This is a genomic window from Accumulibacter sp. (genome assembly GCF_029255285.1).
Taxonomy (GTDB): domain Bacteria; phylum Pseudomonadota; class Gammaproteobacteria; order Burkholderiales; family Rhodocyclaceae; genus Accumulibacter.
Map to the genome: position 1 here is coordinate 98,260 of NZ_JAPUVI010000024.1, position 23,609 is coordinate 121,868.

Here is a 23,609-nt window from a genome sequence, read left to right on the forward strand (position 1 = left end):
AATCACCGGCAGCTCGAGCAATGTTGCCCCTGACCGGCGATCGGCCGCTTGCCGCGCCGGCCGTCGCCCAAGGCACCCCAGCTCACTTGCCACACACCAGGTTATGGCGTCTAATCGGCACACTTTCCGCCAGCCCCCGGCCGCCCGCTGCCGGACGTTCGACCAAACTCGGGGGCCGGCCGTCAAACGGAGGTATCATGTTTTCGCCCGAATGGTGGCACTGGATCGTTCTCGGCCTCGCCTTGACAATGGCCGAAATGGCCATTCCCGCCTTTTTCATCGTCTGGTTCGGGCTGGCCGCGATAGGTGTCGGATTGCTCGTGCTCGCCGCACCGAGCGTCGGCTTGTCGACCCAGATCCTGGCCTGGGCGGCGCTGTCTGCCGGGCTTGTCGGGCTCTGGTTTCGCTTCCTGAAGCCGCGGACGATGACGGCCGTTGGCACCTCGGCGGCCACGGTGGCCGGCGAAGTCGGCATCCTCGTCGCCGACATCACTCCCGATAGCCGTGGCCTGGTACGTTTTCAGAAGCCGATCCTTGGCGCCGATGTCTGGGAGTGCTACTGTGATACCGCCATCGTGGCCGGCGAACGGGTTCGCGTGCTCGCCGTTGAAGGAAGCTACATCAAAGTGGAGAAAGCCAGATGACAGGAATGACCGTCTTTTCGCTCGTTCTTCTCGTTTTCGTCGCCGTCACCGTCGCCTATGGGGTGCGCATCGTTCCGCAAGGCGAGGAGTGGATCGTGCAGCGTCTCGGCAAGTACTGTACGACACTGCTGCCCGGACTGCGCTTCATCATTCCCTACGTCGATATCGTGTCCTACAAGGTGACCACCAAGGACATCATCCTCGACGTCCAGGAACAGGAAGTGATCACGCGCGACAATGCGGTCATCGTCGTCAACGCCATCGCCTTCATCAAAGTAACCGACCCTGTCAAGGCGGTGTACGGCGTGCAGGATTACTCCGAAGCGATTCGCAACATGATCATGACCACGCTGCGCTCGATTGTTGGCGACATGGAACTCGACCAGGCGCTGTCGTCGCGCGACACGATCAAGGCGCGCCTCAAGGCCGGTGTCGCCGACGAAGCGCTGGACTGGGGTTTGACCGTCAAGTCGGTCGAGATTCAGGACATCAAGCCTTCGCCGTCTATGCAGCGGGCAATGGAAATGCAGGCTTCGGCCGAGCGCGAGCGCAAAGCGATGGTGACGCGCGCCGAAGGAGAGAAGCAATCGATGATTCTGACCGCCGAAGCGCGTCTCGAATCCGCCAAACGCGACGCGGAAGCACAGGTCACTCTAGCCGAAGCGTCGTCGCAGGCGATCACCAAGGTCAATAGCGCCTTCGGCAACAACGAACTGCCGATGCTCTACCTGCTGGGCGAAAAGTACATCGCCAGCCTGAGCAGGATGGCCGATTCCGGCAACGCCAAGCTCGTACTCCTTCCGGCCGATCTGCAAAGCACCTTGCGCGGACTCTTCCAGCGCTGGCCCGGGAGCGAGCGGTGAGCCGTGTTCCCGCTCCCAGCCAGCAGATCCCGACCGGCGGTGCGCCGCGATGAACGCCGGCTGGATCATTTTCGGCCTGTGCATCGTGTTCATTGTCGGCGCGGCACTCCCCCTGCTCAGGGAGCGTGGCCGCCGTCAGACACCGCCGCTGCCGCACCGGGAAACCTTGCGCGACTGGCGCAATGAGAAGTAATCGCCGCGTCAGGCGATCGCCGGCCGAAAGAGGCTCGTCCATTGTCGACCGGGCGGCGAAAAGGCCGTTCAGGCATCGGCAATTCACGCTGGCGCCCGGCCGGCGGGGGCCCGAGCGCGAGCTTTTCGGCCAGCCGAAGTCAATGATCAGCGCGGCCGATCGGAAACCAACTCCGGCCCTTGCACCATCAACTCGCCGGAGCGTCCCGGCACGCTGCCCCACACCACCTCATGATGGGGCAAAGCAGCCGGCTTCAGAGCGGCGCGCTGTTCCTGCAGAGTGAGCAGGGAATAACCCTGTTGCCGCCAACCGACGAGCAGTTTCTCGAACACCGGCAGCAGCTTCATTCCCTCCAGTTCGGCGTGCAAAGTGTAGACATGGCCAGCGGCCGGTGCCGCGCTGGTCAGCGACAGAAGGCAGTCGTGAACGTTGGTCTCATCCACTCCGCCGACTCCGATCAGTTCGTCGAGCGTCGGCAAGGTGGTCGGCAATTGCGGGACCTTGACCACATCAGCACCCCATACCGGAAGGAAAGGTCCACGGCCGCGGCAGTCGGAGGCGTGCGTGAAACCAAGATCGTGCGTCAGGCGCAAGGCGTGCGCATTCATTTGCCACCCGGCAGCCCCATGCACCTTCGCCGCCGTCCCGAAGACGCTGGCGTAGCGCCGGGCGGCGAGCACCATTTCCCGTTCCGTCCATGGCCTGTCGGCCTGGCGCACGCCGTCCTGCCAGCGTATGTGATCCCAGCAATGGATGCCGGTTTCGAAACCGGCGGCGGCGGCGCTGCGCAGTACATCGACGCAGCGCCGCCCGATGTCTGGACCCGGCAGCAGAATGCCGTACATCAGCGTCTTGAAGCCGTAGTGCGAGAGCACCGAGGTGCGCGACACTTTGCCGAGGAAGCCCGGGCGGAAAGCACGTTTTATCGCCCGGCCGGTGTGATCGGGACCCAGAGAAAACAGGAAAGTGGCTCCGGCGCCATGCCGGCGCAGAAGCTCGATCAGACGAGGCACCCCGATCAGAGTGCCGCGGTAAGTGTCGACGTCGACCTTGAGAACCAGTTGCGGCATCAAGCGAAGCCGCCGTCAGACGATCAACTGGCTGGCTTTGGCGACGTTACCCCGGTAAGCCTCGAAGATTCCGCGCAGCGCGTCCTCGAAAGTCACTTGCGGCTCCCAGTCCAGGTCGCTCCGGGTATTGTCGATTTTCGGCACCCGGTGCTGCGTATCCTGATAGCCGGCGCCGTAGTAGTCGGCGGAGGAGGTCTCCAGCACTTTCACCTTGGCCGCAGATGCCGCGTATTCGGGGTATTCCTGGGCAAGATCCAACATCAGCGTCGCCAGTTCGCGAATCGAGTAGTTGTTCTTCGGGTTGCCGATGTTGTAGATCTTGCCGTTGGCGACGCCGTCCTTGTTCTCGATGATCTTCATCAGTGCGGCGATGCCGTCGCTCACGTAGGTGAAGGAGCGTTTCTGCGCGCCACCATCAACCAGTTTGATTGGTTCGCCGCGCGCGATATGCCCGAGGAACTGCGTGATGACTCGCGAGGAGCCTTCCTTGGGTGTGTCGATCGAGTCCAGACCGGGACCAATCCAGTTGAAGGGGCGGATCAGCGTGTATTGCAGGCCTTCCTGCTGACCGTAGGCGTGAATCACCCGATCCATCATTTGTTTGGCGCAGGCGTAAATCCAGCGCGGCTTGTTGATCGGGCCATAGATGAGAGGCGACGTATCCGGGTCGAATTCCGGGTCCTGGCACATGCCATAGACCTCCGAGGTCGATGGAAAAATGACGCGCTTGCGGTACTTGACCGCCTGGCGGATGATCGGCAGGTTGGCCTCGAAGTCCAGTTCGAAGACACGCAACGGCTCCTTGACGTAGGTGGCGGGAGTGGCGATCGCCACCAGCGGCAGGATCACGTCGCACTTGCGTACGTGATACTCGATCCACTCCTTGCTGATGGTGATGTCGCCCTCGAAAAAATGAAAGCGCTCGTGGCCCAGCAGGTCGGTCACGCGCTCGCTGCTGAGGTCCATGCCATGGACCTCCCAGTCGGTGTTGGCGATGATGCTTTGTGAGAGATGATGGCCGATGAAGCCATTGACGCCGAGAATGAGGATTTTTTTCATGGTTGTCAGCACAGAGGGACAGGGTTCCGGCCGACTCGCGCCGGAAGCGTGAGGGGATCGATCGCTTCGCCGTCCACTTCGAGGGCGAGAATTCTCAATATCCCGCCGTCGACGCAGCGGGCGAGCAAGCGGCTGGCGTCCGCCTGGAGCACCGGCTGGCCGACCGGCCCCCCGGTTTCCGGTAGAAACCGACTGCGGGTGATGACGATGCGCTGCGCTCCAAGATCGAAGAAGGCTCCGGGATAGGGTGGCGCAAGCGCACGGATCAGATTGTGTATCCGAACGGCCGGCTGGCTCCAGTCGATACGTCCATCCTCCGGCTTGCGCCCGCCGAAATAGCTGCCCGCTTTGAGGTCGAGCGCCTGGTGTCGTGCCGTACCGGCGAGTAGCGCGGGCAGTACGCGGTCGAGCGCCAATTCGGCGGCCACCGTCACCTTGTCGAAAACCTCTTTGGCGGTATCGTCGGGCAAGATCGGTACGGCCCGCTGGGCCACCATGTCGCCGGCGTCCGGCTTGTCGACCATGCGGTGCAGCGTCGCCCCGGTTTCCCGCTCGCCGTGGATCAACGCCCAGTTCACCGGTGCCCGGCCGCGGTACTTGGGCAGCAGCGAGCCATGCATGTTGTAGGCCGCACGCGGAATCGCCAGGAGGGCGGGCGAAAGCATCCGACGGTAATAGAAGGAGAAGAAGAAATCGGGTCGCAGTTCCCGCAGCCGAACGATCAACTCGGGCGTTCCCGGATCGGCTGGCGTGACCACCGGAATGTCGTAGTCGCGAGCCACATCGGCCACCCGCTCGAACCAGACGTTCTCCGCCGGATCGTCCTCGTGACTGACCAGCAGGGCGACCTCGACGCCGTGCGCCAGCAGCACACGCAGACAACGGGCGCCGACGTTATGGTAAGCAAAGACGACGGCGCGCGACACGCGGTTCATTCGCTTTCCTCGAGCACGGCCTCGATCAGGTAGCGCGGACGATGGCGCACCTGCAGATAGACGCGGCCCACATACTCACCGAGCAGACCGATTCCGAACAGCGCCAGGCCGATCAGGAAGAAGAGCAGCGCGAACAGGGTGAACAGCCCCTCGGCCTCGGGACCGACGACGAGGCGGCGCACGATGAGCAACACGAACAACCCGGCCGACCCCAGTGAGACCAGCATACCCAGCATCGAGAACCACTGCAGCGGCACCAGCGAAAAGCCGGTCATCAGATCGAAGTTGAGCCGGATCAAGCTGTACAGGGAATACTTGGACTCGCCGGCGGTACGCTCCTCGTGTTCGACCACCACTTCCGTCGGCTGTCGGGCAAAGGTGTAGGCCAGCGCGGGAATGAAGGTGCTGACCTCACGACACGAATTGACGGCATCGACGACCTGACGCGAATAGGCGCGCAGCATGTTGCCTTGATCGGTGATCCGGATACGGGTCGTCGTCTCGCGCAATCGATTCATGGCCTTCGAAGCCCAGCGGCGAAACAGGCTATCCTGACGCCGGCGGCGGATGCTGCCGACGTAATCGTAACCTTCGCGCATTTTGACGATCAGCTTGGCGATCTCTTCCGGCGGGTTCTGCAGATCGGCGTCGAGGGTGACGACGATCTGGCCACGCGCCTTCTCGAAGCCCGCCAGGATGGCAATGTGCTGGCCAGCGTTGGCGGCGAGAAGAATGGCCCGAGTGACATCGGGACGCTTCTGGTACTGTTCGCGCAGCATGGCGGCCGAGCGATCGCGGCTGCCATCGTTGACGAAGATGATCTCGTAAGGCTCGCCGAGCCGGTCGAGCGCCGCATAGACGCGGTCGAACAGGGCCGGCAGGCCCGCCTCCTCGTTATACACCGGAATGACCACGGAGATCTCGGGGGAACTCATCGCTCAACGTCCCAGCGCTTTGGCCAGAGCGATGCAAACGCGGTCTACGTCGGCCTCGGCCATGGCAGGAAACAGCGGCAAGCTGACGGTCCGCGCCGCCACGTCCTCGGCATGAGGAAACTGACCGGCCGCGTAACCCAGGCTCCGGTAGAGTGTGAACAGGTGCAGCGCAGGATAATGGACGCCGACGCCTATGCCCTGCTCCTTCATCGCAGCAAGGAAAGCGCCACGCTGGGTTCCCGGCGGCAACAGCGGCTGGAACATGTGCCAATTGCTGTGCGTGAAGTCGGCCGGCGGCAGATCCAGGCCGAGTGCCGGGTCGAGTCGCGCAAAATATCGCCGCGCCAACGCCCGACGCCGCTCGGTGAAGTGCGTCAAGTGCTCGAGCTGGCCGAGGCCGATGGCAGCGGCGACGTCGGTAAGATTGAACTTGCCTCCCGGCAGGTCCACGTCCATGCCGCCATCAGGATAACGCTTGACGCCCTGCAGGCGCAGACGCTCGCAGCGCGACAGGTCGACATCGTCGGGCACAACCAGGGCACCGCCCTCGCCCGTCGTCAGGTTCTTGTTGGCGTGAAAGCTGAAAGCCACGAAGTCGCCGCTACAGCCGATCATTTGGCCGTTCCAGAACGCTCCGAAGGACTGCGCGGCGTCCTCCACGACACGCAGTCGATGCCTTGCGGCGATGGCGTAGAGGCGGTCGCGGTCCACCGGCAGACCAGCGAGGTCTACCGGAATCAGCGCTTTCGTCTTTGGCGAAATGGCCGTCTCGAGCAGGTCGAGATCGATGTTGCGCGATGTCGGATCGATGTCCACCAGCACCGGAGTGGCGCCGACGCTCAAAATCACGTTGGCCGTCGCTACCCAGGTCAGCGGTGTGCTCAGCACTTCGTCGCCCGGACCGACGCCGGCCAGCCGGAGAGCCACTTCCAGGGCCGCCGTGCCGGAACTGAAAGCCCGCACCGGGCGCCCGCCGCAGAGCGTGGAGAGCGCCGCCTCGAAGGCCAGCACCTGCGGCCCGCTGGTGATCCAGCCGGAGCGCAGGACATCTGCCACCCGGGCGATGGTTTCCTCGTCGATCGACGGCCGGGTGAAAGGGAGAAAATCAAGACTCACGAATTGGCCACCAGAACCAGGCCGACGATGATGAAACCGATGCCTAGCATCTTCTGCAGCACCAGTGCCTCGCCGAACCAATAGTGCGCGATCACCGCATTCACCACATAACCGATCGAAAGCATCGGATAGGCGACGCTGACCGGCACGCGCGACAAGGCCATGATCCAGACCACCACGCTGACCGCGTAACAGGCCATGCCGCCGACGATGAACGGCTGACAGGCGATCTTCAGGCCGACAGGAATGAGGTTGGCGAGATGAAAGTCGAACTGGCCGACCGCATTGGTCCCCGCCTTGAGCAGCAATTGAGCGGCGGCGTTGAGCAGCACGCCGGTAAGAATCAACGCGAAGGCCGTCGCCGTCATGTCCGCCCGTCCACCTGATCGCACGCCCGGCTGCCAACAACCGGGCTGCGGAAAAACGACGACACGTCCTTGGACGAGGCACCGCAAGCGCTCGAAAGCGGAGCGGCCGCGCTGTCCACTTTCTCGGCAATCACGTAGCGCCGATCGCGGGCGATCTCGGCCATCGGCAGGCCCTCGGCAGCCAGTTTTTCGAACACTTCGATCTTCATCACCGCGTAGGCCTCCCGGTCCTCGCGCCAGCGATCCTTGAACTCGGCAACGGTGGCTATCCAGCGCTGCGGCTCCTGCCTGAGACCGAAACCCATTTCGTTCTGGTTGGCGACCAGGGTCAGCGTCCTTCCGAGGTAGAAAGGCAAGGTCTGCTCGTAGGAGAGCACGCTGTAGAAAGGCGGGCCGGGTTTGATCCGGGGCAGTGCCTGCGCCGCCAAACTGCGAGCGGAAGTGTAGGGCGCCAAGTGATCGTGGCCGATGAGCAGCGCACTACTGCCGACACACGCGCCCAGCGCCAGAATCATCACCGCCTCCGGATTTCGACGTCGCCAGACCAGCAGTGCCGCCGCGACAGTCGTCATCAGAAAAACGCCAGCCGCGCCGGTCAGCCAGTTCGCGACTCCTTGCAGCATGGCCAGCGTGTACTCCTGGCCGGCCAGACGCAACACCCGCGGTGCCAACGCGAGACCGACAAGCGCCAGCACCGACAGCAACCCGAGGTGGATCAGCCACGCGCGGCGTGACAGGCTGGTGAGATGACGTCCACCGAGCAGCGCCAGCGCCGGGAAAATGGGCAGGATGTAGGGCGCCATCTTGGAACCGGAGACGTTGAAAAACGCGAAAGTAATCAATACCCAGAGCAGCAGGAAGCGCTCGGCACCGAAAGTGCCGTCGACCCGCCTGCCCCAGGCCCGCGGAAGCGCCTGCAGCAGGAGCAGCGACCACGGCAGCGCGCCGAGCAGGTAGACGGCGAAAAAGAACCAGGCCGGCTCGTCACGCCGGTGGACCGTGCTGAGGAAGCGTTCGAAGTGTTCATGGACGAAGAAGAAGCGGGGGAATTCGGGATTGGCCAGCGAAACGGCAATGAACCAGGGAGCCGCGATACTCAGCAACAAAGCGAGCCCGGCCAGCGGCGACAGCCGCCGCCACGGCGAGAAATCGCGATTGAGCAGCGAGTAGCCGACCAGAGTGGCACCCGTCAAGACCAGCGCGACGATGCCCTTGGACAGCACCGCCAGCGCCAGCCCCGCCCATGCCAGCAACATCCATCGCCGGCTGGCGCGAGACTCTTCCTGCTGGGCAAACAGGAAGCCGGTCCACGCCACTTGCAGGAAAAAGGACAGCCCCATGTCCAGCGTCAGGATGTGGCCCATGCCGATAAACAGCAGCGACCCCCCAAGTATGGCGGCGGCCAGTTGGCCGGCTTGTTCCCCCCACAAGCGGCGCCCGGTCCACCAGACCAGCAGGATGCTGAGAAAGCCGGTCAGCGCCGGCCACAGACGGGCGGTCCACTCGTTTTCGCCGAAAATCTTGAAGGCGGCGGCCGTCGTCCAGTATTGCAGGACAGGCTTCTCGAAATACTTGATGTCGTTCAGGCGCGGCGTCAGCCAGTCGCCGCCGGCCGCCATTTCGCGCGGGATTTCGGCATAGCGGCCTTCGTCCGGGCGGACCAGCGCGCGCTCGTCGAGTGTGCCGAACCAGAGCGCCGCCAGAGCGATCCAGAACAGCCAGACGAGGCGGCCGGTCATCGACCACTCACCGAAAGCGGAAAGATCATCGCGCATGCCCGGTGATAGCCGCACCGGCGCGTCCCAGCGTAGACGGAGGCTGACGCGAGACGGTCACCAACGAGCCACGCAGCGCCGCCTTAAGCAGCGGACAACGAGCGGCCACATCGGTCGTCGGGTTGACCTGTCTCATCGAAGAAAGCGCGGAGGCGGTGCAAGGAAGGGAGCGGAGGGCGGGCAGATGTGACGTTAGCGCGCTATTATACACGGCCGGCGGCGAGGGTTTTGCGGCTCGGCGTCGCCCCACCGAAACAGGGAGAGAACGCGCATGACCAGATACGGTTTCGTCGCCTCGGGCGGCGGTTATCGGAGCTTCTACACCGGAGGCGTATTGGTCTGGCTGAAGAAGAACAAGGTGCCGGTAGTGCATTTGACGTCGACCAGTTCCGGCAACAACATCGTCATCGACTACCTGCTGTGGGACTGGCAAGGCGAGGAACTCCCGCCGGTTCTGGCGCGTACGCTGCGGCTCGACGTGACTGACGTCTTCCATATCTTTGCCAACTTCCTGGGTCTGCGCCCCCAGTTGCTGCCCACCGGCACGCATCTGTTCACCGTCGACAAGGACAGTTGTCGCAAGTCGCTGCTGCTCGACGACGGCCGGCGACGCCAACTGCTGGCCGAGCATCTCAAGACCTTGCGCTGGGATATCCGAGCCACCAATCTGAGCCAGCGACGTGGGTGGGTGTTCAAGGTCAACGAGATCCTGGCGACCATCGACGACACCAGCCTCGACGCCTTCATGGAGGCCTTTCTGGCCGGGATCACGACCATTCCCTACTTCAAGGCTGTCACCATCGACGGCGAGTATTACATCGAGGGCGGCTACCTCGACAACACGCCCTTGCGAAGCCTGTTCGAAGACGATGACGTCGACGAGATCATCGCCGTCGACTTTACCGACTACGACTATCACCGGAAGCTCGACCAGCTCTACCAGGCGAAGGCCTTCGTCCTGCCGTTCAACAGCATCGACACGCATTTGCTGGTCAGCGACATGCAGCTCACCCTGCCCAACGCCCGAATATTTGCGCAGGCGGCTTTGATCAACGACATGCTGGCGGCCATGGGTCAGCGCAGCGCCGAGATTGCCGGCCGGCGCTACTACGCCAAACCGCTGCATGTTCTGCGACCGAAGAATCTGGAAAGCATGACCGTCTCCCTCAAGGACCGGAGTGCCCAAAAACGCTATTTCGAACTTGGCGAACAAGAGGCGGCGGCGCTGTTCGGTAGCCGCTAGCACGGCCTGGGTTCGTCGCCGACCAGCCGGTCGACGCTATCGCCCACGGCCCCAGCGGCGATGCGTCGACCCGGCCGCAGGCGGTCACCGATGACGCACAGCGTCCAGCACAGCCACGCCGACCACAGCGTGTGACTCGGGTAATGCGCGCCGCGCGCGAGTTGCGCCCAGCCAAAAGCGGCTCCGGCCAGCAACACCGCCACCAGAGAAAAATCGGCGAGCACCGGCCGATACGGCCGCCACAAGAAATAGACGCCGAAGAAGGCAAATGCGGCCACCGCATGCCCAGACGGAAAGCAGTGGCCCGGCCCTCCGTCCACGCTCCCGAACTGCCAGTGCGAGACGTAACGGGCGACGCCGCCGAACTCGGCGAGTTCCCACGGGCAACTGGTCGTGCTGATCTGCTTGATCGACGGCACGAGCAGTGCGCCGGCCAGCATCACCGCAATCCACCACCAGCGTTCGGCGCGCCCAGGTCCCGGCCAGGCGGGGCGCACGGCGTCGAGCACGAGCAGGCCCAGCAAAGCCCTGGCCAGCCAGCGACCGCCGTCGTGCAGCAGGCTGCGCGTCAGCCAGGCGTCGCGCCAGACGAAACCGGCCGTCGTGCCGTACCAGCGGGCAAACGCCAAATCCCACCCGGTGGCGTCCCAGGCCAACAAAGCGGCCAGCGCCACAAGGGTGATCGACGAGTCGGCACGACCGCTGCGTCTCATGACGCGACCGGCCGTCCGCTGCGGCAACCGTACAGGAGGTCCCAGTCGTTTTCGTAGAGCGCCGTCCGCACGTCGAACAAAGCGATCAGAGTGTGAAACAGATGGTCATGGCTCACCGGCTGCCGCGCGCGGCGCTGCAGGCAGGCCGTATCTATCTTTGCCGCGTGCTGAAGACCCTCGGAGAACCACATGAACATCGGCACCCGCGTCTGCTCCTGCGGTGCGATCGCGTACGGCACGCCATGCAGGAAAAGCTGGTTTTCGCCCAGCGACTCGCCGTGATCGGAAACATAGATCAGCGCCGTGTCCACCTTGTCGGCCTGCGCCTGAAGCTTGGCGATCAGGCTGGCAAGCACGTGATCGGTATAGAGCAGCGCGTTGTCGAAGGCGTTGACGATCTCGGCCGGTGAACAGAGGTTCAGATCGTCGTTCTCGCAAGCTGGCTGGAAACGCGCGAATGCTGGCGGATAGCGACGAAAATAGGCCGGGCCATGGTTACCGAGCTGATGCAGCACGAGAAACTGCGTTCCGCGAGCCTTCGCCAGTCGCTCGTCGAGCCCGTGCAGCAGCCCGGCGTCGAGGCAGCGCCCGTTGGCGCAAAGTCCTGGCGGCGCGAGCGACATCACATCCTCATAGGACAGGCCATCGCAAACGCCCTTGCAGCCTGACTGGTTGTCTCGCCAGTGCACGCCCACGCCGGCACGCGCCAGCACGTGCAACAGCGACTCGCTTCCGCTGATGCGGGCCGCGTCGTAGGCACGCCGGCCGACCGGTGCAAACAGGCAGGGCACCGACACCTCGGTATTGGTGCCACAACTCGTCACATCGGCAAAGCTGATGAGCGGCTGCCTCGCCAATTCGGGTGTCGTCTGGCGGGCATAGCCGTTCAAGCCCCAGTTGGCGGCGCGCACCGTCTCGCCGACCACCAGCACGACGACCATCGGCCGGCGGCGGGCTTCCCAGCCGGGACCCAGCACAGCGTCTAAACCGATCGGCTGGCGGGGCACGGTGGCGCCACGCGCCTCGGTCGCGGTGACGCTGGCCAAGGACCAAAGAAAGTTGGCCGGCGTGACCAGATAGCGAACCTCCTTGTGGTTGCGCAAGAGCGACGAGAGGGGCTTGAAGACCAGCAATGACGCCCCGCCGACGGCGACGGCGGCAAGCAGCAGTGCTGCCAGTCGCCTGCCCAGAGCACTCCACACCCGGCGCCGATGGACGATTTCGACCCGCCACAGGAGCAGCAAGGGCAGCCCCGCGTAGACCATCAATTGCGGCAACAGATCCCAGGAGAACAACTCGCGACTTTCTCCGAAGTCGGTGTGAATGACGTTGCGCAACATCGACGGGTCGAGGTAGACGCCGTAGACCTGCATGAAATGAGTCGCCAGCGCGGTAGCTACGAGGAGCACGGCGAGCAAGGGTTTCACCGTCCAGCGATTGGCCAGAATCGCCAAGAGAAGAAAGTGCAGCGCGACCAGTAGCATGCCGAGAGCGAGAACGAAGCTCCATGTGTCGAGGTCGGTCAAAGCGCGGCCCTTCAGTGCCGCGCCGAAGAAGGAGCGGTTGGCCGTCAGCGTCCAGAAGACACTGGCCACCCAGAGCAGTTGTTCGACCGTCGCCGGAAGCACGAAAGCTTGGCGGCTGACAGCCGCCTCGCCTGGCGGTGGCGACTGTAGGCGGGAAGCATCGGAAGTCATCCGGACAATACTGGGGCCGGTGGCTGAAGCTTGGCTTAAGCCGTTTGCCAGGCGCCGGCGCGCGCCCCCGGCAGATGGCCGGATTTGCGCGTTTGCGGCACAATGAATCCTTCTCGCCATCGGCACCAAGGAGCCACCCCGACCGCGATGCGACTGCTGCTCATCGAAGACGACGACATCCTCGGCGACGGGCTGCGCGACTATCTGAGCGAAGAAGGTCACCGCGTCGACTGGTGCCGCAGCCTGTACGAAGCGGCGGCCTGTCACGGCGAACCCTACGACGCGCTGCTCGTCGACTGGCGGCTACCCGACGGTTCCGGCCTCGCCTGGTTGCGCGGGCGACGCGCGGCGCGCGACAACACCCCGGCGCTGATGCTGACGGCACGCGACCAGCTCGCCGACCGCATCGCCGGTCTCGACGGCGGCGCTGACGACTACCTGGTCAAGCCATTCCCCCCGGAAGAATTGGTCGCCCGACTGCGCGCCGTGTGCCGGCGCAGTGCCGGAGCCGCCGCCGGCCGCCTGTCGTTCGGCAGCGTCGAGGTCGACCTCACTGGACGTAGCGCCTGGCTGGCGAATCAGCGCATCGAGCTGACGGCGCGCGAATGGTCCGTCCTGGAAGCGCTGGTCCTGCGCGATGGCCGCATCGTCAGCAAGAGCGACCTCGAACGACTGGTGCTGGGCTTCGATGGTGAGTTCGCGAGCAACGCCATCGAAGTCCACGTCTCCGCCTTGCGGCGCAAGCTTGGCTTCGATCTCATCGACACGGTACGCGGCTTGGGCTACCGCATCGCTCGGCGGTGAAGCCGCGACCCTTGTCGTCGATCCGCCAGCGACTGACGCGCGCGCTGCTCGGCTGGTCGGTGTTGTGGAGCGTATCGGTTTCGGTTGCCGTGTGGCTGGCCGTGCAGCATGAGGTGGACGAGTTGCTCGACGATACCCTGCGGGCCGCGGCCGAGATCCTGAGCAGCTCGCTGCCAACGATGGATGACCCACCGCCGGCGACCACCGGGCGAGACGCGGCAACGCAGGCGGCACGGCGGCCGAGCAGCCGTTTCACCTGGCAGGTCGTGGCCTATGGTCCGGGCGCCGGAGCACAGGTCGTGCTCGGGTCGTCAAGGTCGCCGACGCGGCCACTGCACCTCACACCCTCCGCCGGCTTCGCCAATGCTCCGGGCTGGCGAGTCTTCGGCGTGCCACTGGCCGGTGGCGGGCGACTGCTCTACGTCGCGCAGAGTCAACTGGAGCGTCGCGAGGCGCAGCGTGAAGTGGCCTTCAGTGCGGCGCTGGCAACCCTGGCCATCGCGTTGCTGGCGCACCTGTGGCTCGGAGCACGCGTACGATACGAACTGCTGCCCCTCGACCGTCTGGCACAACGGCTGTCCGCGCACGATCCCATGCCGGGGGCCACACTCGGCGTCGCGGAGCGTCAGGAATTGCAACCGGTGCACCAGGCGATCGACGCCTTGACCGAGCGGCTCGCTCGCCGCCTGGCCCACGAGCGTGCCTTTACCGCCCACGCCGCGCACTCGCTGCGTACGCCGCTGGCGGGCATCGATGCCCAGCTCGCGGTCGCCTTGCGCGAATGTCCGCCGGCGCTGCAGCCTCGCCTGCAACGCGCGCGTGCGGCCGCTGGTCGCTTGCAGCGGGTGGTCGGCGCGTTGTTGGTACTTTTTCGCAGTGCGGTCGATGTCCAGCGCCAGCCGCTGGACCTGGCGGCCTTGGTCGCCCGTTTGCCGATCGACGGGCTGTCGATCGACGTCCAGGCCGCGCACCGGCTGGCCGCCGACGCCGACCTGCTGGAGGCGGCGCTGCTCAACCTGCTCGACAACGCGCTGCGCTATGGCGCGCGTCACGTCACCGTATCGACACCGGTCGACGACACGCTGCGCCTGCACGACGACGGTCCCGGCGTCAGTCCGGAACACCGCGATGAACTGCAAGCGGCGATCACGGCCCAAGCCTACGAGGGTCACACCGGGCTCGGCTTGATGTTGGTAGACCTGATCGCGCGGGCACACGGCGGCGCGTTCGTGCTGCCCGAGGTCGAGCACGGCTTCGCCGCCGAACTTCGGTTAGCGGGAAGCGGGCGCGCGCCCACTCCGCGCGGCTAGCCAGCGGTTGAAACAGGCGCGGGCGCCGTCGATGATCTCGCCCGCCGTCAAACCGACGGGTCCGCAACCGCCGGCCACCCGTTCGTCGGCCGCCAAACCGTGCACGTGTACGGCGGCGAGCAGGGCCTCGAGGGCTGGCCAGCCTTGTGCCAGGAGGCCGACGACGAAGCCGCTGAGGACATCGCCGGTACCGGCCGACGCCAGGCCGGGATTGCCCGTGGTGTTCACGAACCAGCGTCCGTCGGGCGTCGCGACGATGCTGCCACAGCCCTTGAGCACCACCGTCGCCTGATAGCGAGCGGCAAGCTCCAGCGCCGCGGCGCCGCGGTCCGCCTGCACGTCGGCAGTGGTCGCGCCAAGCAGCCGCGCGGCCTCCGTCGGATGGGGCGTGAGCAGCGTCGGCACGCCACGTGAACGGCGCGCCGCCAGCGCGCCTGACAAGCGGGTCTCGGCGGACAGCAGGTTCAAGGCGTCAGCATCGAGCAGCAAGGGCAGATCGAGCGCGCAGGCCCGCTCGAGCAGCGCCAGCACCTCGCCCCCCTGACCCATTCCCGGCCCACAGGCGAGCGCGCTGAGACCGGCCGCCAGCAAGGCGTCCGGGCGGCGCAGCATCAGTTCGGGCTGCAGCGGGTCGATCGTCGGCGCCTGCGGGTCGATCAGCCCGAGGTAGACGCGGCCGCCGCCGATTTTGAGCGCCGCGCGCCCGGCGAGGAAGGCGGCGCCGAGCATGCTGCTGGCGCCGCCGAGAATGCCGGCGCTGCCATGGTCGCCCTTGTGACTGTTCAGCGCGCGCGGCCGCAGGCAATGCGCGAACAGGTCGCTGCCGATCGTCCGACCGCCAGCCTCGACCAGGCGCTCGACATCGAGATCGAGCGCGGCGATCGAGACGGCGCCACAGTGATCCGGACCGTCGCCGGTGAACAAACCGGGCTTGCCGGCAATGAAGGACAGCGTGTGAGTGGCGCGAATCGTCGTGCCGCACAGCCTGCCGGTATCGGCATCGAGGCCGCTCGGACAGTCGAGGGCAAGCAAAGGGCAGCCGTCGTGGCTGGCCAAGGCATTGGCGGTCGACACGAGCTCGCCGTAGCGGCCGCTCACCGGGCGCTGCAAACCGATGCCGAACAGGCCGTCGATGATCAGCGACCAGCGCGGACCGCTCGGGATGCCATCGCTCAGAGCGCCGCCTTCGTCGACGAAACGTCGGTAGGCTGCCTCGGCGTCGTTTGGCAAGCGCGCCAGCTCGCCCGCGAAAACCACGCTCACCGCGCGCCGGCGTTGGCGCAGATGACGCGCCACGACAAAAGCGTCGCCACCGTTGTTGCCCGGCCCGGCAAGAATTAGAACCGCATCGTCTGACGCTCGGCAGAGCGCTGTCGCCAGGTCGGCGGCGGCCAGCCCGGCACGCTCCATCAAAGCTCGATCAGCGGCGAGTGTCTCGACGCGCCGCAGGTCGGCCGCGCGATAAAGTGCTTGTGATCGGATCTCTTCGTTCTCCATCCCTGGCTCCTAGCGCTGAGAAAGGTTGAAAACCTGTCGTGCGGCGAGCACCGTCCGACAATGGATGGCCACCGTGTCGTCGATCGCTCGCGCATAGCCGCCGGCCATGGCCACGGCCACCGGCACGCCCCGCTCGCGGCACGCGGCGAGAACCATCTCGTCGCGCGCCGCCAATCCGCAGAAGCTCAAGGCGAGCCGTCCAAGACGATCGTCGTGGTAGGGATCGGCGCCGGCGAGGTAAATCGTCAGGTCGGGCCGCGCCCGCACGAACACCTGCTCGAGCGCCTCGGCCAACTGTTCGAGATATGCCGCATCGCCGGTACCGTCGGGAAGCCCGATGTCCAGATCGCTGGTCGCCTTGAGCAGCGGGAAATTGTTCTGGGCATGGATCGAGAAAGTGAAGATCCGGGCATCGTCAGCACAGATACGAGCGGTGCCGTTCCCCTGATGGACGTCGCAATCGACCACCGCGACGCGCCGCACGCTTCCGTCGGCGCACAGCACGCGCGCCGCGACCGCCGCATCGTTGAACACGCAGAAACCCTCGCCATGATCGGCGTGCGCATGGTGGGTTCCGCCAGCGAGGTTGATGGCGCACTCTTCCCGCAGGGCTGTCCGGCAGGCGGCGAGGGTGGCGCCGACCGAGCGCCGCGACCGTTCGACCAAGCCTGCGCTCCACGGGAAGCCGATGCGCCGTATTTCGGCCGGGTTCAGATCACCGCCGCACACCCTTGCGACATAAGAGGTGGCGTGGGCCAAGCCGAGCTCGTCGAGGCTGGCCGCCTCCGGAACACAAAAATCCGCCTCCGCGACTTGCCCGCAGGCGCGAAGCCGAGTGCGCAGCCGGGCATACTTTTCCACCGGGAAGCGGTGGCCGGCCGGCAGCGGCAGGACGAAATCGTCGGTGTAGAAGAGTTTCACGAGTGGCAGCCTGAGCAGTCGATGGGATTGTAGTTCAACTGTCCGCTCGCGCGCCGGCGCGGTCGCCTGGCGCTTGCCGCAAGGCGGGCGTCCGGCCAAACGCCGGACGGCTTCCGAGGTCGGCTATAATCGCCCCTCCCCTTCTTCAACGCAGGCTTGCCTGCCCTGCCTCGCCGCACGCCATGGCCGACCTACTTTTCCTGCGCGGCGCGCCCGCGCTCTCTTCCTTCCGCCGGCAACGCCTGCAACAGGATCTGGCCACCAGCGTTCCGGGAGTACGCCTGGTCGCCGCCGAGTACCGGCACTTCGTCGCCACCCGACGGCCACTGACCGGCGACGAGCGGAAACAACTCGCCGCCCTGCTCGAGGAGCACCCGGACGACGTGCGCGAGAGTGGCGAACTGTTTCTTGTGACACCGCGCATCGGCACACTCTCGCCTTGGTCGTCCAAAGCCACCGACATCGCCCGCAACTGTGGCCTGGCCGCCATCGAGCGCATCGAACGGGGTATCGCCTATCTCGTGCAGGCCGGACGACACAAGCTCACGGCGGACGACAGGCGTGAACTTGCTGCCCGGCTGCACGACCGCATGCTCGAGACCGTCCTCGACAGCGACGCGCAGGCTGCCGAGTTGTTCCGCCACTTCGCGCCACAGCCACTGGTCAGCGTCGACCTGTTGACCGGCGGCCGTGCCGCGCTGGTGGACGCCAATTCGCGGCTCGGTTTGGCCCTGTCGGATGACGAAGTCGATTACCTGGTCGAACTGTTCCGCCAGGTGCAGCGCAATCCAACCGACGTTGAACTGACCATGTTCGCGCAGGCCAACTCCGAACACTGCCGGCACAAAATCTTCAACGCCTCCTGGGTGATCGACGGGCAACCGCGCAGCGAGACGCTGTTCGGCATGATTCGCGAAACCCACCGGGCGCACCCGGCGGGAACGGTCGTTGCCTATGCCGACAACGCGTCGATCCTCGAAGGCGCCAGCGTGCCGCGCTTTTTCCCGGGCAAGGACGCTTGCTACACCTATCACGAGGAACTGACGCACATTCTCGCCAAGGTGGAGACGCACAACCACCCGACCGCGATCTCGCCTTTTCCGGGCGCCGCGACCGGCTCCGGCGGCGAGATCCGTGATGAAGGCGCCACCGGCCGCGGCTCGAAGCCAAAGGCCGGCTTGTGCGGTTTTTCCGTTTCCAACCTCCATCTCCCGCAGGCTCCGCGGCCGTGGGAAAGTGCCTCGGCCACCTTCGGGCGTCCGGCCCGTATCGCTCCGCCGCTGGCCATCATGCTCGAAGGACCGATCGGTGCGGCGGCTTTCAACAACGAATTCGGCCGACCGAATCTGGCGGGCTACTTCCGCACCTACGAACAGTCCACCGCTGACGAGGGACTGCTGCGCGGCTACCACAAGCCGATCATGATCGCCGGCGGCGTCGGCAACATTTCCGCCAGTCAGTCGCTCAAGGCCGAGAAACTGCCTGCCGGCACACTGCTGCTCCAGATCGGCGGTCCGGGAATGCTGATCGGCCTCGGCGGCGGCGCCGCCAGTTCGATGACTACCGGCAGCAACAGCGAGGATCTGGACTTCGCTTCGGTACAGCGCGGCAACCCGGAAATTCAGCGACGGGCCCAGGAAGTCATCGACTGTTGCTGGCAAATGGGTGCGCCGACCGGCGACGGCAGCGTGGCCGGCGACGGCAATCCGATCCTCTCGGTGCACGACGTCGGCGCGGGCGGCATCGCCAATGCCCTGCCCGAGCTGGCGCACGGCGCCGGCTGCGGGGCTTCCTTCGAGTTGCGCGCCGTCAACACCGAGGAGCCCGGCATGTCGCCGGCCGAAATCTGGTGCAACGAGGCCCAGGAACGTTACGTACTCGCTATCGCACCAGACCGCCTGGCCGAATTCTCGGCCCTTTGCGAACGCGAGCGCTGCCCCTTCGCGGTCGTCGGCGTGACCACCAGCGACCATCGCTTGCTGGTCACCGACCGTCACTTCGGCAATCAGCCGGTAGACATGGAAATGGCGGCGCTGCTCGGCAGGCCGCCCCGCATGATCCGCAACATCAGCCGCCTGCCGCCGCTGACGCAGCCCTTCGATGTTTCCTCGGTCGAACTGCGCGACGCCGCCTATCGCGTGCTGCGCCTGCCGGCCGTCGCCGACAAGAGTTTCCTGATCACCATCGGCGACCGCAGTGTCGGAGGTCTGACCGCGCGCGACCAGATGGTCGGGCCCTGGCAGGTGGCGTGCGCCGACGTCGCAGTGACGTTGATGGCGTTCCAGGGTTATCTCGGCGAGGCGTTCGCGATCGGCGAACGTGCGCCGGTCGCACTGATCGATCCCCCGGCTTCGGGCCGGATGGCGATCGGTGAAGCGTTGACCAATATCGCTGCGGCGGATGTCGCGACGCTCGGCGACGTCAAACTGTCGGCCAACTGGATGGCGGCGGCCGGCTTCCCCGGCGAGGATGCCTTCCTGTTCGACACGGTACGGGCGGTATCCGATCTTTGCCAGGAAATCGGCGTATCGATCCCGGTCGGCAAGGATTCGCTGTCGATGCGCACGAGCTGGGAGGACGAGAACGCCCGCCCGAAACAGGTCGTGTCGCCTTTGTCAGTGATCGTCACCGCCTTTGCGCGTGTGAGCGATGTCCGCCGCACGCTGACGCCACAGCTCGTCACCGACGCCGGCGAAACCGACCTGCTGCTCATCGACCTCGGCGCCGGCCGCAATCGCCTCGGCGCTTCTGCTCTGGCGCAGGTCTGCAACGCCACTGGCAACGACGCTCCCGACGTCGACGACGCCGCCCGGCTGGTGGCTTTCTTTGCCGCCATCCGGCAGCTCGCCACCGCCGATCTGTTGCTCGCCTACCACGATCGTTCGGACGGCGGACTTTTCGCCGCCGTCTGCGAAATGGCTTTTGCCGCGCATTGCGGCGTTTCGATCGACACGGACGGTCTGTGCTACGACCCCTTGACCAACGACGTCGACGGCAACGAGAAGCGCCCCAACCTGCTCGGCGGCCGCTCCTTCGAAAAGCTGATGCGTTCGCTGTTCTGCGAGGAACTCGGCGCCGTCGTGCAGATTCGCCGCGCACAACGCGGCGCCGTCATGGCCGTGCTGCGCGCGGCCGGCCTCGGCGCTTGCACCCACTTCATTGGCGCGCCCAATCGCTGGGACCAAATTCGCATCATCCGCAACGCCAAACCCGTGCTCAGCGAAAAGCGCGTCGATCTGCAGCGCGCCTGGTCAGAAACCAGTTTCCACATGCAGCAGCTGCGCGACAACCCGGAATGTGCGCAACAGGAGTACGCGCGCATCGACGATACGACCGACGGCGGCCTGTCGGTAACGCTTTCCTTCGATCCGGCGGACGACGTCGCCGCGCCTTTCGTCAACACCGGCGCCCGCCCGCGCGTGGCCATCCTGCGCGAGCAGGGAGTCAACGGGCACGTCGAAATGGCCGCCGCTTTCGACCGGGCGGGCTTTGCGGCGATCGACGTGCCGATGAGCGACATTCTCGCCGGCCGCGTCGCGCTCACGGATTTCCAGGGCGCTGTCGCCTGCGGTGGTTTCTCGTACGGCGACGTCCTCGGGGCCGGTCAAGGCTGGGCGAGGACAATCCTTTTCAACGACCGGGCAAGGGACAGCTTTTCGGCGTTTTTTGCACGTCCGAACAGCTTCGCGCTGGGCGTCTGCAACGGCTGCCAGATGATGAGCGCGCTCAAGGACATGATTCCCGGTGCGGAGAACTGGCCGCGTTTCGTGCGCAACCGGGTCGAGCAGTTCGAAGCGCGCTTTTCGATGGTCGAAGTGCCGGCCTCGCCATCGATCTTTTTTTCCGGAATGGGAGGCAGTCGGCTGCCAGTCGTCGTGTCACACGGCGAGGGACGCGCCGACTTCGGCACGCCCGAGCAACAGGCGCGGGCCATCGTAGCGATGCGCTTCATCGACCCGACTGCCCAGCCAACGGAAACCTATCCTTACAATCCGAACGGTTCGCCGGCCGGCATCACTGGCGTGACGACGGCCGACGGCCGATTCTCGATCATGATGCCGCACCCCGAACGCGTTTTTCGCAGCGTCCAGATGTCTTGGCACCCGGCGGACTGGGAGGCGCGCGGCTGGCAGGATTCGCCCTGGCTACGCATGTTCCGCAATGCGCGGTGCTGGGTCGCCTAGGCCGCAGGCGGTCGTCGCCAATCGCCGTACGGTGGGCTGCTGGGATGTGTTCTCATTTGAACGAACATCGACATGCCGTATGCAACAAAGGAGCAATGAATCGTTCACGATCAATGACATGACCGGGGGCTGTTCGCAGAGCTCGGAAAATGGTCGTATCCTGACTTTTCGACAGAAGTCAGTCGCGAAGTACGCCGCCGTTTTTTCTACTATTCAAAGCTCGCGCTGGAGCCGAGCGTCCTCGGCTCGCCGCCACGACAGTTACACGGCGGTCTCCCCTGCCTGCACCCGCTTTACCGCCACGTCCCTGAATTCCGGCGTGAATGCCGGCTTCAGCATCTTCATTTCTTCGCTCCCAAAGTGACTAGGCTTTTCCCAAGACTGCGCTTGGGAAAAGAGGTTCTCCTGCGGAGAACAGCCGAGAACGGAGTTGTCGGAATGGTTTGAGCCATGACGCCCGGATCCACACTGGATGACCAGAGACCCTTCTACGGCCGCGACATGGGTGGCTCAGGGCGAGTTACCCCGCCGGGTGAGAGGAAAGAATCCGTTGGCTCTGCGCCTGTCAAAAGAGGAACGGGATTTTCCGGTGTGCGCGGAGGCTCTTCCGATGAAACAACCCGATGACTTGTCTGCCTATTACGAGGAGCATCTTGAAGGCCGCTATGACTGCGTCGATCGCATCGTACTCAACGGCTACTTTCCGCTCGGCCAGCAAGGTGGCGCTTTCCGTACGTGGTGGCGAGCACTGGCCGGATCGGACGCCAACCTGGATGCCGACCACCTGATGCAAATGGCTGGCCGTTTCAGCCGCCGGGTTCATGCCTGGGCGAGGGAACACGCCATTCCCCTGATCCATTGTCCGCCCGATCAGCGCAAGCACGACTTGGCCGAGAAATACCTGCCCGGGGATCCGCAGTTTCGCGCTCTGTTTCTGATCCTCGTCGCCAAGGCGCCCGCCCTGGTCTGGGAGGTAACGACCGGCACGAGCGGTGCGCCCCACCTGCAGCGCAAGAAGCCCTGGCTCTACGTCAATCATTACCACTTTCACCTCATCGACCCCGAGTGGGGTCACCTCACCATCAAAATGAGCGGACATCCGCCCTTCGGTGTCCAAATCATGCTCAACGGTCACGAATGGGTCGAACGGCAGGCCCGCGCGCAGACTATCTCCTTGGAGAAGGAGGGTAACTGCTTCGTCGGGGGTTCGTTCCAGGCTTTGGATCATCTCGCAGATACCTTGCGTGATGAGCACGCCATAGGGCGACTGGCCAAGGTCTGTGATCGTTGGGTGTACTCACGCTGCCTGTGCTTCGCTCTGACGATCGAGGAGCAAGAGCGCAGCCGCTTCCGGTACCGCTACTCGGTCTATCAGATCGAGTACAGCCGCAATCTCCTGTTCGTCCGTGGCACCACCCTGGAGGCGATCTTCCAGGGCTTGATTGATCGTACCCGGCGCCTGCTCGACGTGCCGATCCTGCGCACGCTGTACGGCCGCAAACAACGCCCCCGCTGGCATGCCGACAGAAGCCACGGCGTGGCTCGTATCGTCGATCAGTCTGCCTACGATCTGACGGTGTTCAAGGTGCATTTCGGAGCGCTGGCCCTGAAGCTCTACGACAAGGGCGCACGTGTGCTGCGCGCCGAAGCCATCGCCCACAACATCAAGGACCTGCGCTGCGGGCGTGCGCTGGAGAAACTCTCGATCATGCTGGCCAACAAGCTCCAGCAGATGGCGATCGACTTTCTCAACGCGATGCAGGCCGCCCATGTCAGCTTCCTTCCCGATGGCGTGCTCGACTCCCTCATCGAACCGACCGAGCGTGGAATCGCCGCTTGTCCGGCGTTGATCTCCAGAAGCCGCGCATGCGCTCGGTCGCCGAAGCCATCCTGCATCTCGCGCCCAATCCCGACGGGTTCACGGTACAAGAGCTGGCTGACGAAGTGCGTCCGTCGCTGCCTGAAGTCGCCCGCGACGCCTACACCGGGCAGCAGGCCGCCTACGACCTCATGAAGCTCCGTGGCAAGCGCCTCATCGAGCGTGTCACCAAAACGCGCCGCTACCGACCCCGGCCGACGGGAATCAGTATTCTCGCTGGCTGGCTCATCCTCCGCGAGAAAGTCATCAAACCCGTTCCCGCCGGCGCCGGCAAACCACCCCCCTGTGTCAGACTAGTTGCCGCCTCGATAGGATCTGAACCCTGGGGGCGATAGCGAGGACAAGAAGTGGCACGTTACGGACAAGCAATAAAGGATCGGGTGTTGGCGCGGCTATTGCCGCC

General features: G+C 65.0%; 19 protein-coding genes. 8 read left to right on the forward strand and 11 right to left on the reverse strand.

All coding sequences use genetic code 11. The features are described 5' to 3' along the window. Positions 1-197: 197 nt before the first annotated feature. From Q1M07_RS03505 to Q1M07_RS03515, 3 genes are read left to right on the forward strand one after another with little or no spacing between them, the layout of a single operon-like run. Complete coding sequence (locus Q1M07_RS03505; RefSeq protein ID WP_300450762.1) at positions 198-644, forward strand: NfeD family protein; 447 nt, start codon at positions 198-200, stop codon at positions 642-644. Then, positions 641-1,507: an SPFH domain-containing protein gene (locus Q1M07_RS03510; protein ID WP_300450765.1), complete on the forward strand. Its 867-nt coding sequence runs from the start codon at positions 641-643 to the stop codon at positions 1,505-1,507. Before Q1M07_RS03505 ends, Q1M07_RS03510 begins: the two co-directional genes overlap by 4 nt. Before the next feature lie 49 nt (positions 1,508-1,556). Continuing rightward, the gene (locus Q1M07_RS03515) at positions 1,557-1,700 is read left to right on the forward strand and encodes a hypothetical protein (RefSeq protein WP_300450768.1); all 144 of its coding nucleotides are present in this window, start codon (positions 1,557-1,559) and stop codon (positions 1,698-1,700) included. 146 nt (positions 1,701-1,846) lie between these two features. Here Q1M07_RS03515 and Q1M07_RS03520 read toward each other — a convergent pair whose 3' ends face one another. From Q1M07_RS03520 to Q1M07_RS03550, 7 genes are read right to left on the reverse strand one after another with little or no spacing between them, the layout of a single operon-like run. Next, complete coding sequence (locus Q1M07_RS03520; RefSeq protein WP_300450770.1) at positions 1,847-2,770, reverse strand: polysaccharide deacetylase family protein; 924 nt, start codon at positions 2,768-2,770, stop codon at positions 1,847-1,849. A gap of 15 nt (positions 2,771-2,785) precedes the next feature. After that, positions 2,786-3,829: a bifunctional UDP-4-keto-pentose/UDP-xylose synthase gene (locus tag Q1M07_RS03525; RefSeq protein ID WP_300450773.1), complete on the reverse strand. Its 1,044-nt coding sequence runs from the start codon at positions 3,827-3,829 to the stop codon at positions 2,786-2,788. Positions 3,830-3,834: 5 nt separating this feature from the next. Further along, positions 3,835-4,764 carry a formyltransferase gene (locus Q1M07_RS03530; protein WP_300450776.1) on the reverse strand — a complete coding sequence of 310 codons (930 nt, stop codon included), beginning with the start codon at positions 4,762-4,764 and terminating at the stop codon, positions 3,835-3,837. Continuing rightward, on the reverse strand, positions 4,761-5,699 hold the full coding sequence (locus Q1M07_RS03535) for a glycosyltransferase (RefSeq protein ID WP_300450779.1): 939 nt from the start codon (positions 5,697-5,699) through the stop codon (positions 4,761-4,763). Before Q1M07_RS03535 ends, Q1M07_RS03530 begins: the two co-directional genes overlap by 4 nt. Before the next feature lie 3 nt (positions 5,700-5,702). Beyond that, positions 5,703-6,815, reverse strand: a complete 1,113-nt coding sequence (locus Q1M07_RS03540; RefSeq protein WP_300450782.1) for a DegT/DnrJ/EryC1/StrS aminotransferase family protein — start codon at positions 6,813-6,815, stop codon at positions 5,703-5,705. Beyond that, positions 6,812-7,183 (reverse strand): SMR family transporter, encoded by a 372-nt coding sequence (locus Q1M07_RS03545; protein ID WP_300450785.1) that lies wholly within the window; start codon positions 7,181-7,183, stop codon positions 6,812-6,814. Before Q1M07_RS03545 ends, Q1M07_RS03540 begins: the two co-directional genes overlap by 4 nt. Then, positions 7,180-8,958, reverse strand: a complete 1,779-nt coding sequence (locus Q1M07_RS03550) for a glycosyltransferase family 39 protein (protein WP_300450788.1) — start codon at positions 8,956-8,958, stop codon at positions 7,180-7,182. The genes Q1M07_RS03545 and Q1M07_RS03550 overlap by 4 nt, the downstream gene beginning before the upstream one ends. A 271-nt stretch (positions 8,959-9,229) precedes the next feature. On the opposite strand from Q1M07_RS03550, the gene Q1M07_RS03555 reads away from it, so the two are divergent. Further along, complete coding sequence (locus Q1M07_RS03555; protein ID WP_300450790.1) at positions 9,230-10,201, forward strand: patatin-like phospholipase family protein; 972 nt, start codon at positions 9,230-9,232, stop codon at positions 10,199-10,201. Here Q1M07_RS03555 and Q1M07_RS03560 read toward each other — a convergent pair. Continuing rightward, positions 10,198-10,914 (reverse strand): phosphatase PAP2 family protein, encoded by a 717-nt coding sequence (locus Q1M07_RS03560; protein ID WP_300450793.1) that lies wholly within the window; start codon positions 10,912-10,914, stop codon positions 10,198-10,200. The genes Q1M07_RS03555 and Q1M07_RS03560 overlap by 4 nt on opposite strands. Beyond that, positions 10,911-12,611, reverse strand: coding sequence for a phosphoethanolamine--lipid A transferase (locus Q1M07_RS03565; protein ID WP_300450795.1), 1,701 nt, complete (start codon positions 12,609-12,611; stop codon positions 10,911-10,913). The genes Q1M07_RS03560 and Q1M07_RS03565 overlap by 4 nt, the downstream gene beginning before the upstream one ends. A 147-nt stretch (positions 12,612-12,758) precedes the next feature. Here Q1M07_RS03565 and Q1M07_RS03570 point away from each other — a divergent pair, with 147 nt between their 5' ends. After that, positions 12,759-13,415 (forward strand): response regulator transcription factor, encoded by a 657-nt coding sequence (locus tag Q1M07_RS03570; protein WP_300450796.1) that lies wholly within the window; start codon positions 12,759-12,761, stop codon positions 13,413-13,415. After that, entirely contained in the window at positions 13,412-14,725 is a 1,314-nt protein-coding gene (locus Q1M07_RS03575; RefSeq protein WP_300450799.1) for a HAMP domain-containing sensor histidine kinase, read from the forward strand. The genes Q1M07_RS03570 and Q1M07_RS03575 overlap by 4 nt, the downstream gene beginning before the upstream one ends. Here the strand turns inward: Q1M07_RS03575 and Q1M07_RS03580 are convergent. Beyond that, positions 14,687-16,222 (reverse strand): NAD(P)H-hydrate dehydratase, encoded by a 1,536-nt coding sequence (locus tag Q1M07_RS03580; protein WP_300450802.1) that lies wholly within the window; start codon positions 16,220-16,222, stop codon positions 14,687-14,689. The genes Q1M07_RS03575 and Q1M07_RS03580 overlap by 39 nt on opposite strands. Positions 16,223-16,231: 9 nt before the next feature. Next, on the reverse strand, positions 16,232-17,143 hold the full coding sequence (locus Q1M07_RS03585) for a histone deacetylase (RefSeq protein WP_300450805.1): 912 nt from the start codon (positions 17,141-17,143) through the stop codon (positions 16,232-16,234). A gap of 182 nt (positions 17,144-17,325) precedes the next feature. Between Q1M07_RS03585 and purL the strand changes: the two genes are divergently transcribed. Together purL and Q1M07_RS03595 are read left to right on the forward strand one after the other, a co-directional pair. Beyond that, on the forward strand, positions 17,326-21,327 hold the full coding sequence (gene purL / locus Q1M07_RS03590; protein ID WP_300450808.1) for a phosphoribosylformylglycinamidine synthase: 4,002 nt from the start codon (positions 17,326-17,328) through the stop codon (positions 21,325-21,327). Positions 21,328-21,937: 610 nt separating this feature from the next. After that, the gene (locus Q1M07_RS03595; RefSeq protein WP_300450811.1) at positions 21,938-23,341 is read left to right on the forward strand and encodes a hypothetical protein; all 1,404 of its coding nucleotides are present in this window, start codon (positions 21,938-21,940) and stop codon (positions 23,339-23,341) included. Positions 23,342-23,609: the final 268 nt, after the last annotated feature.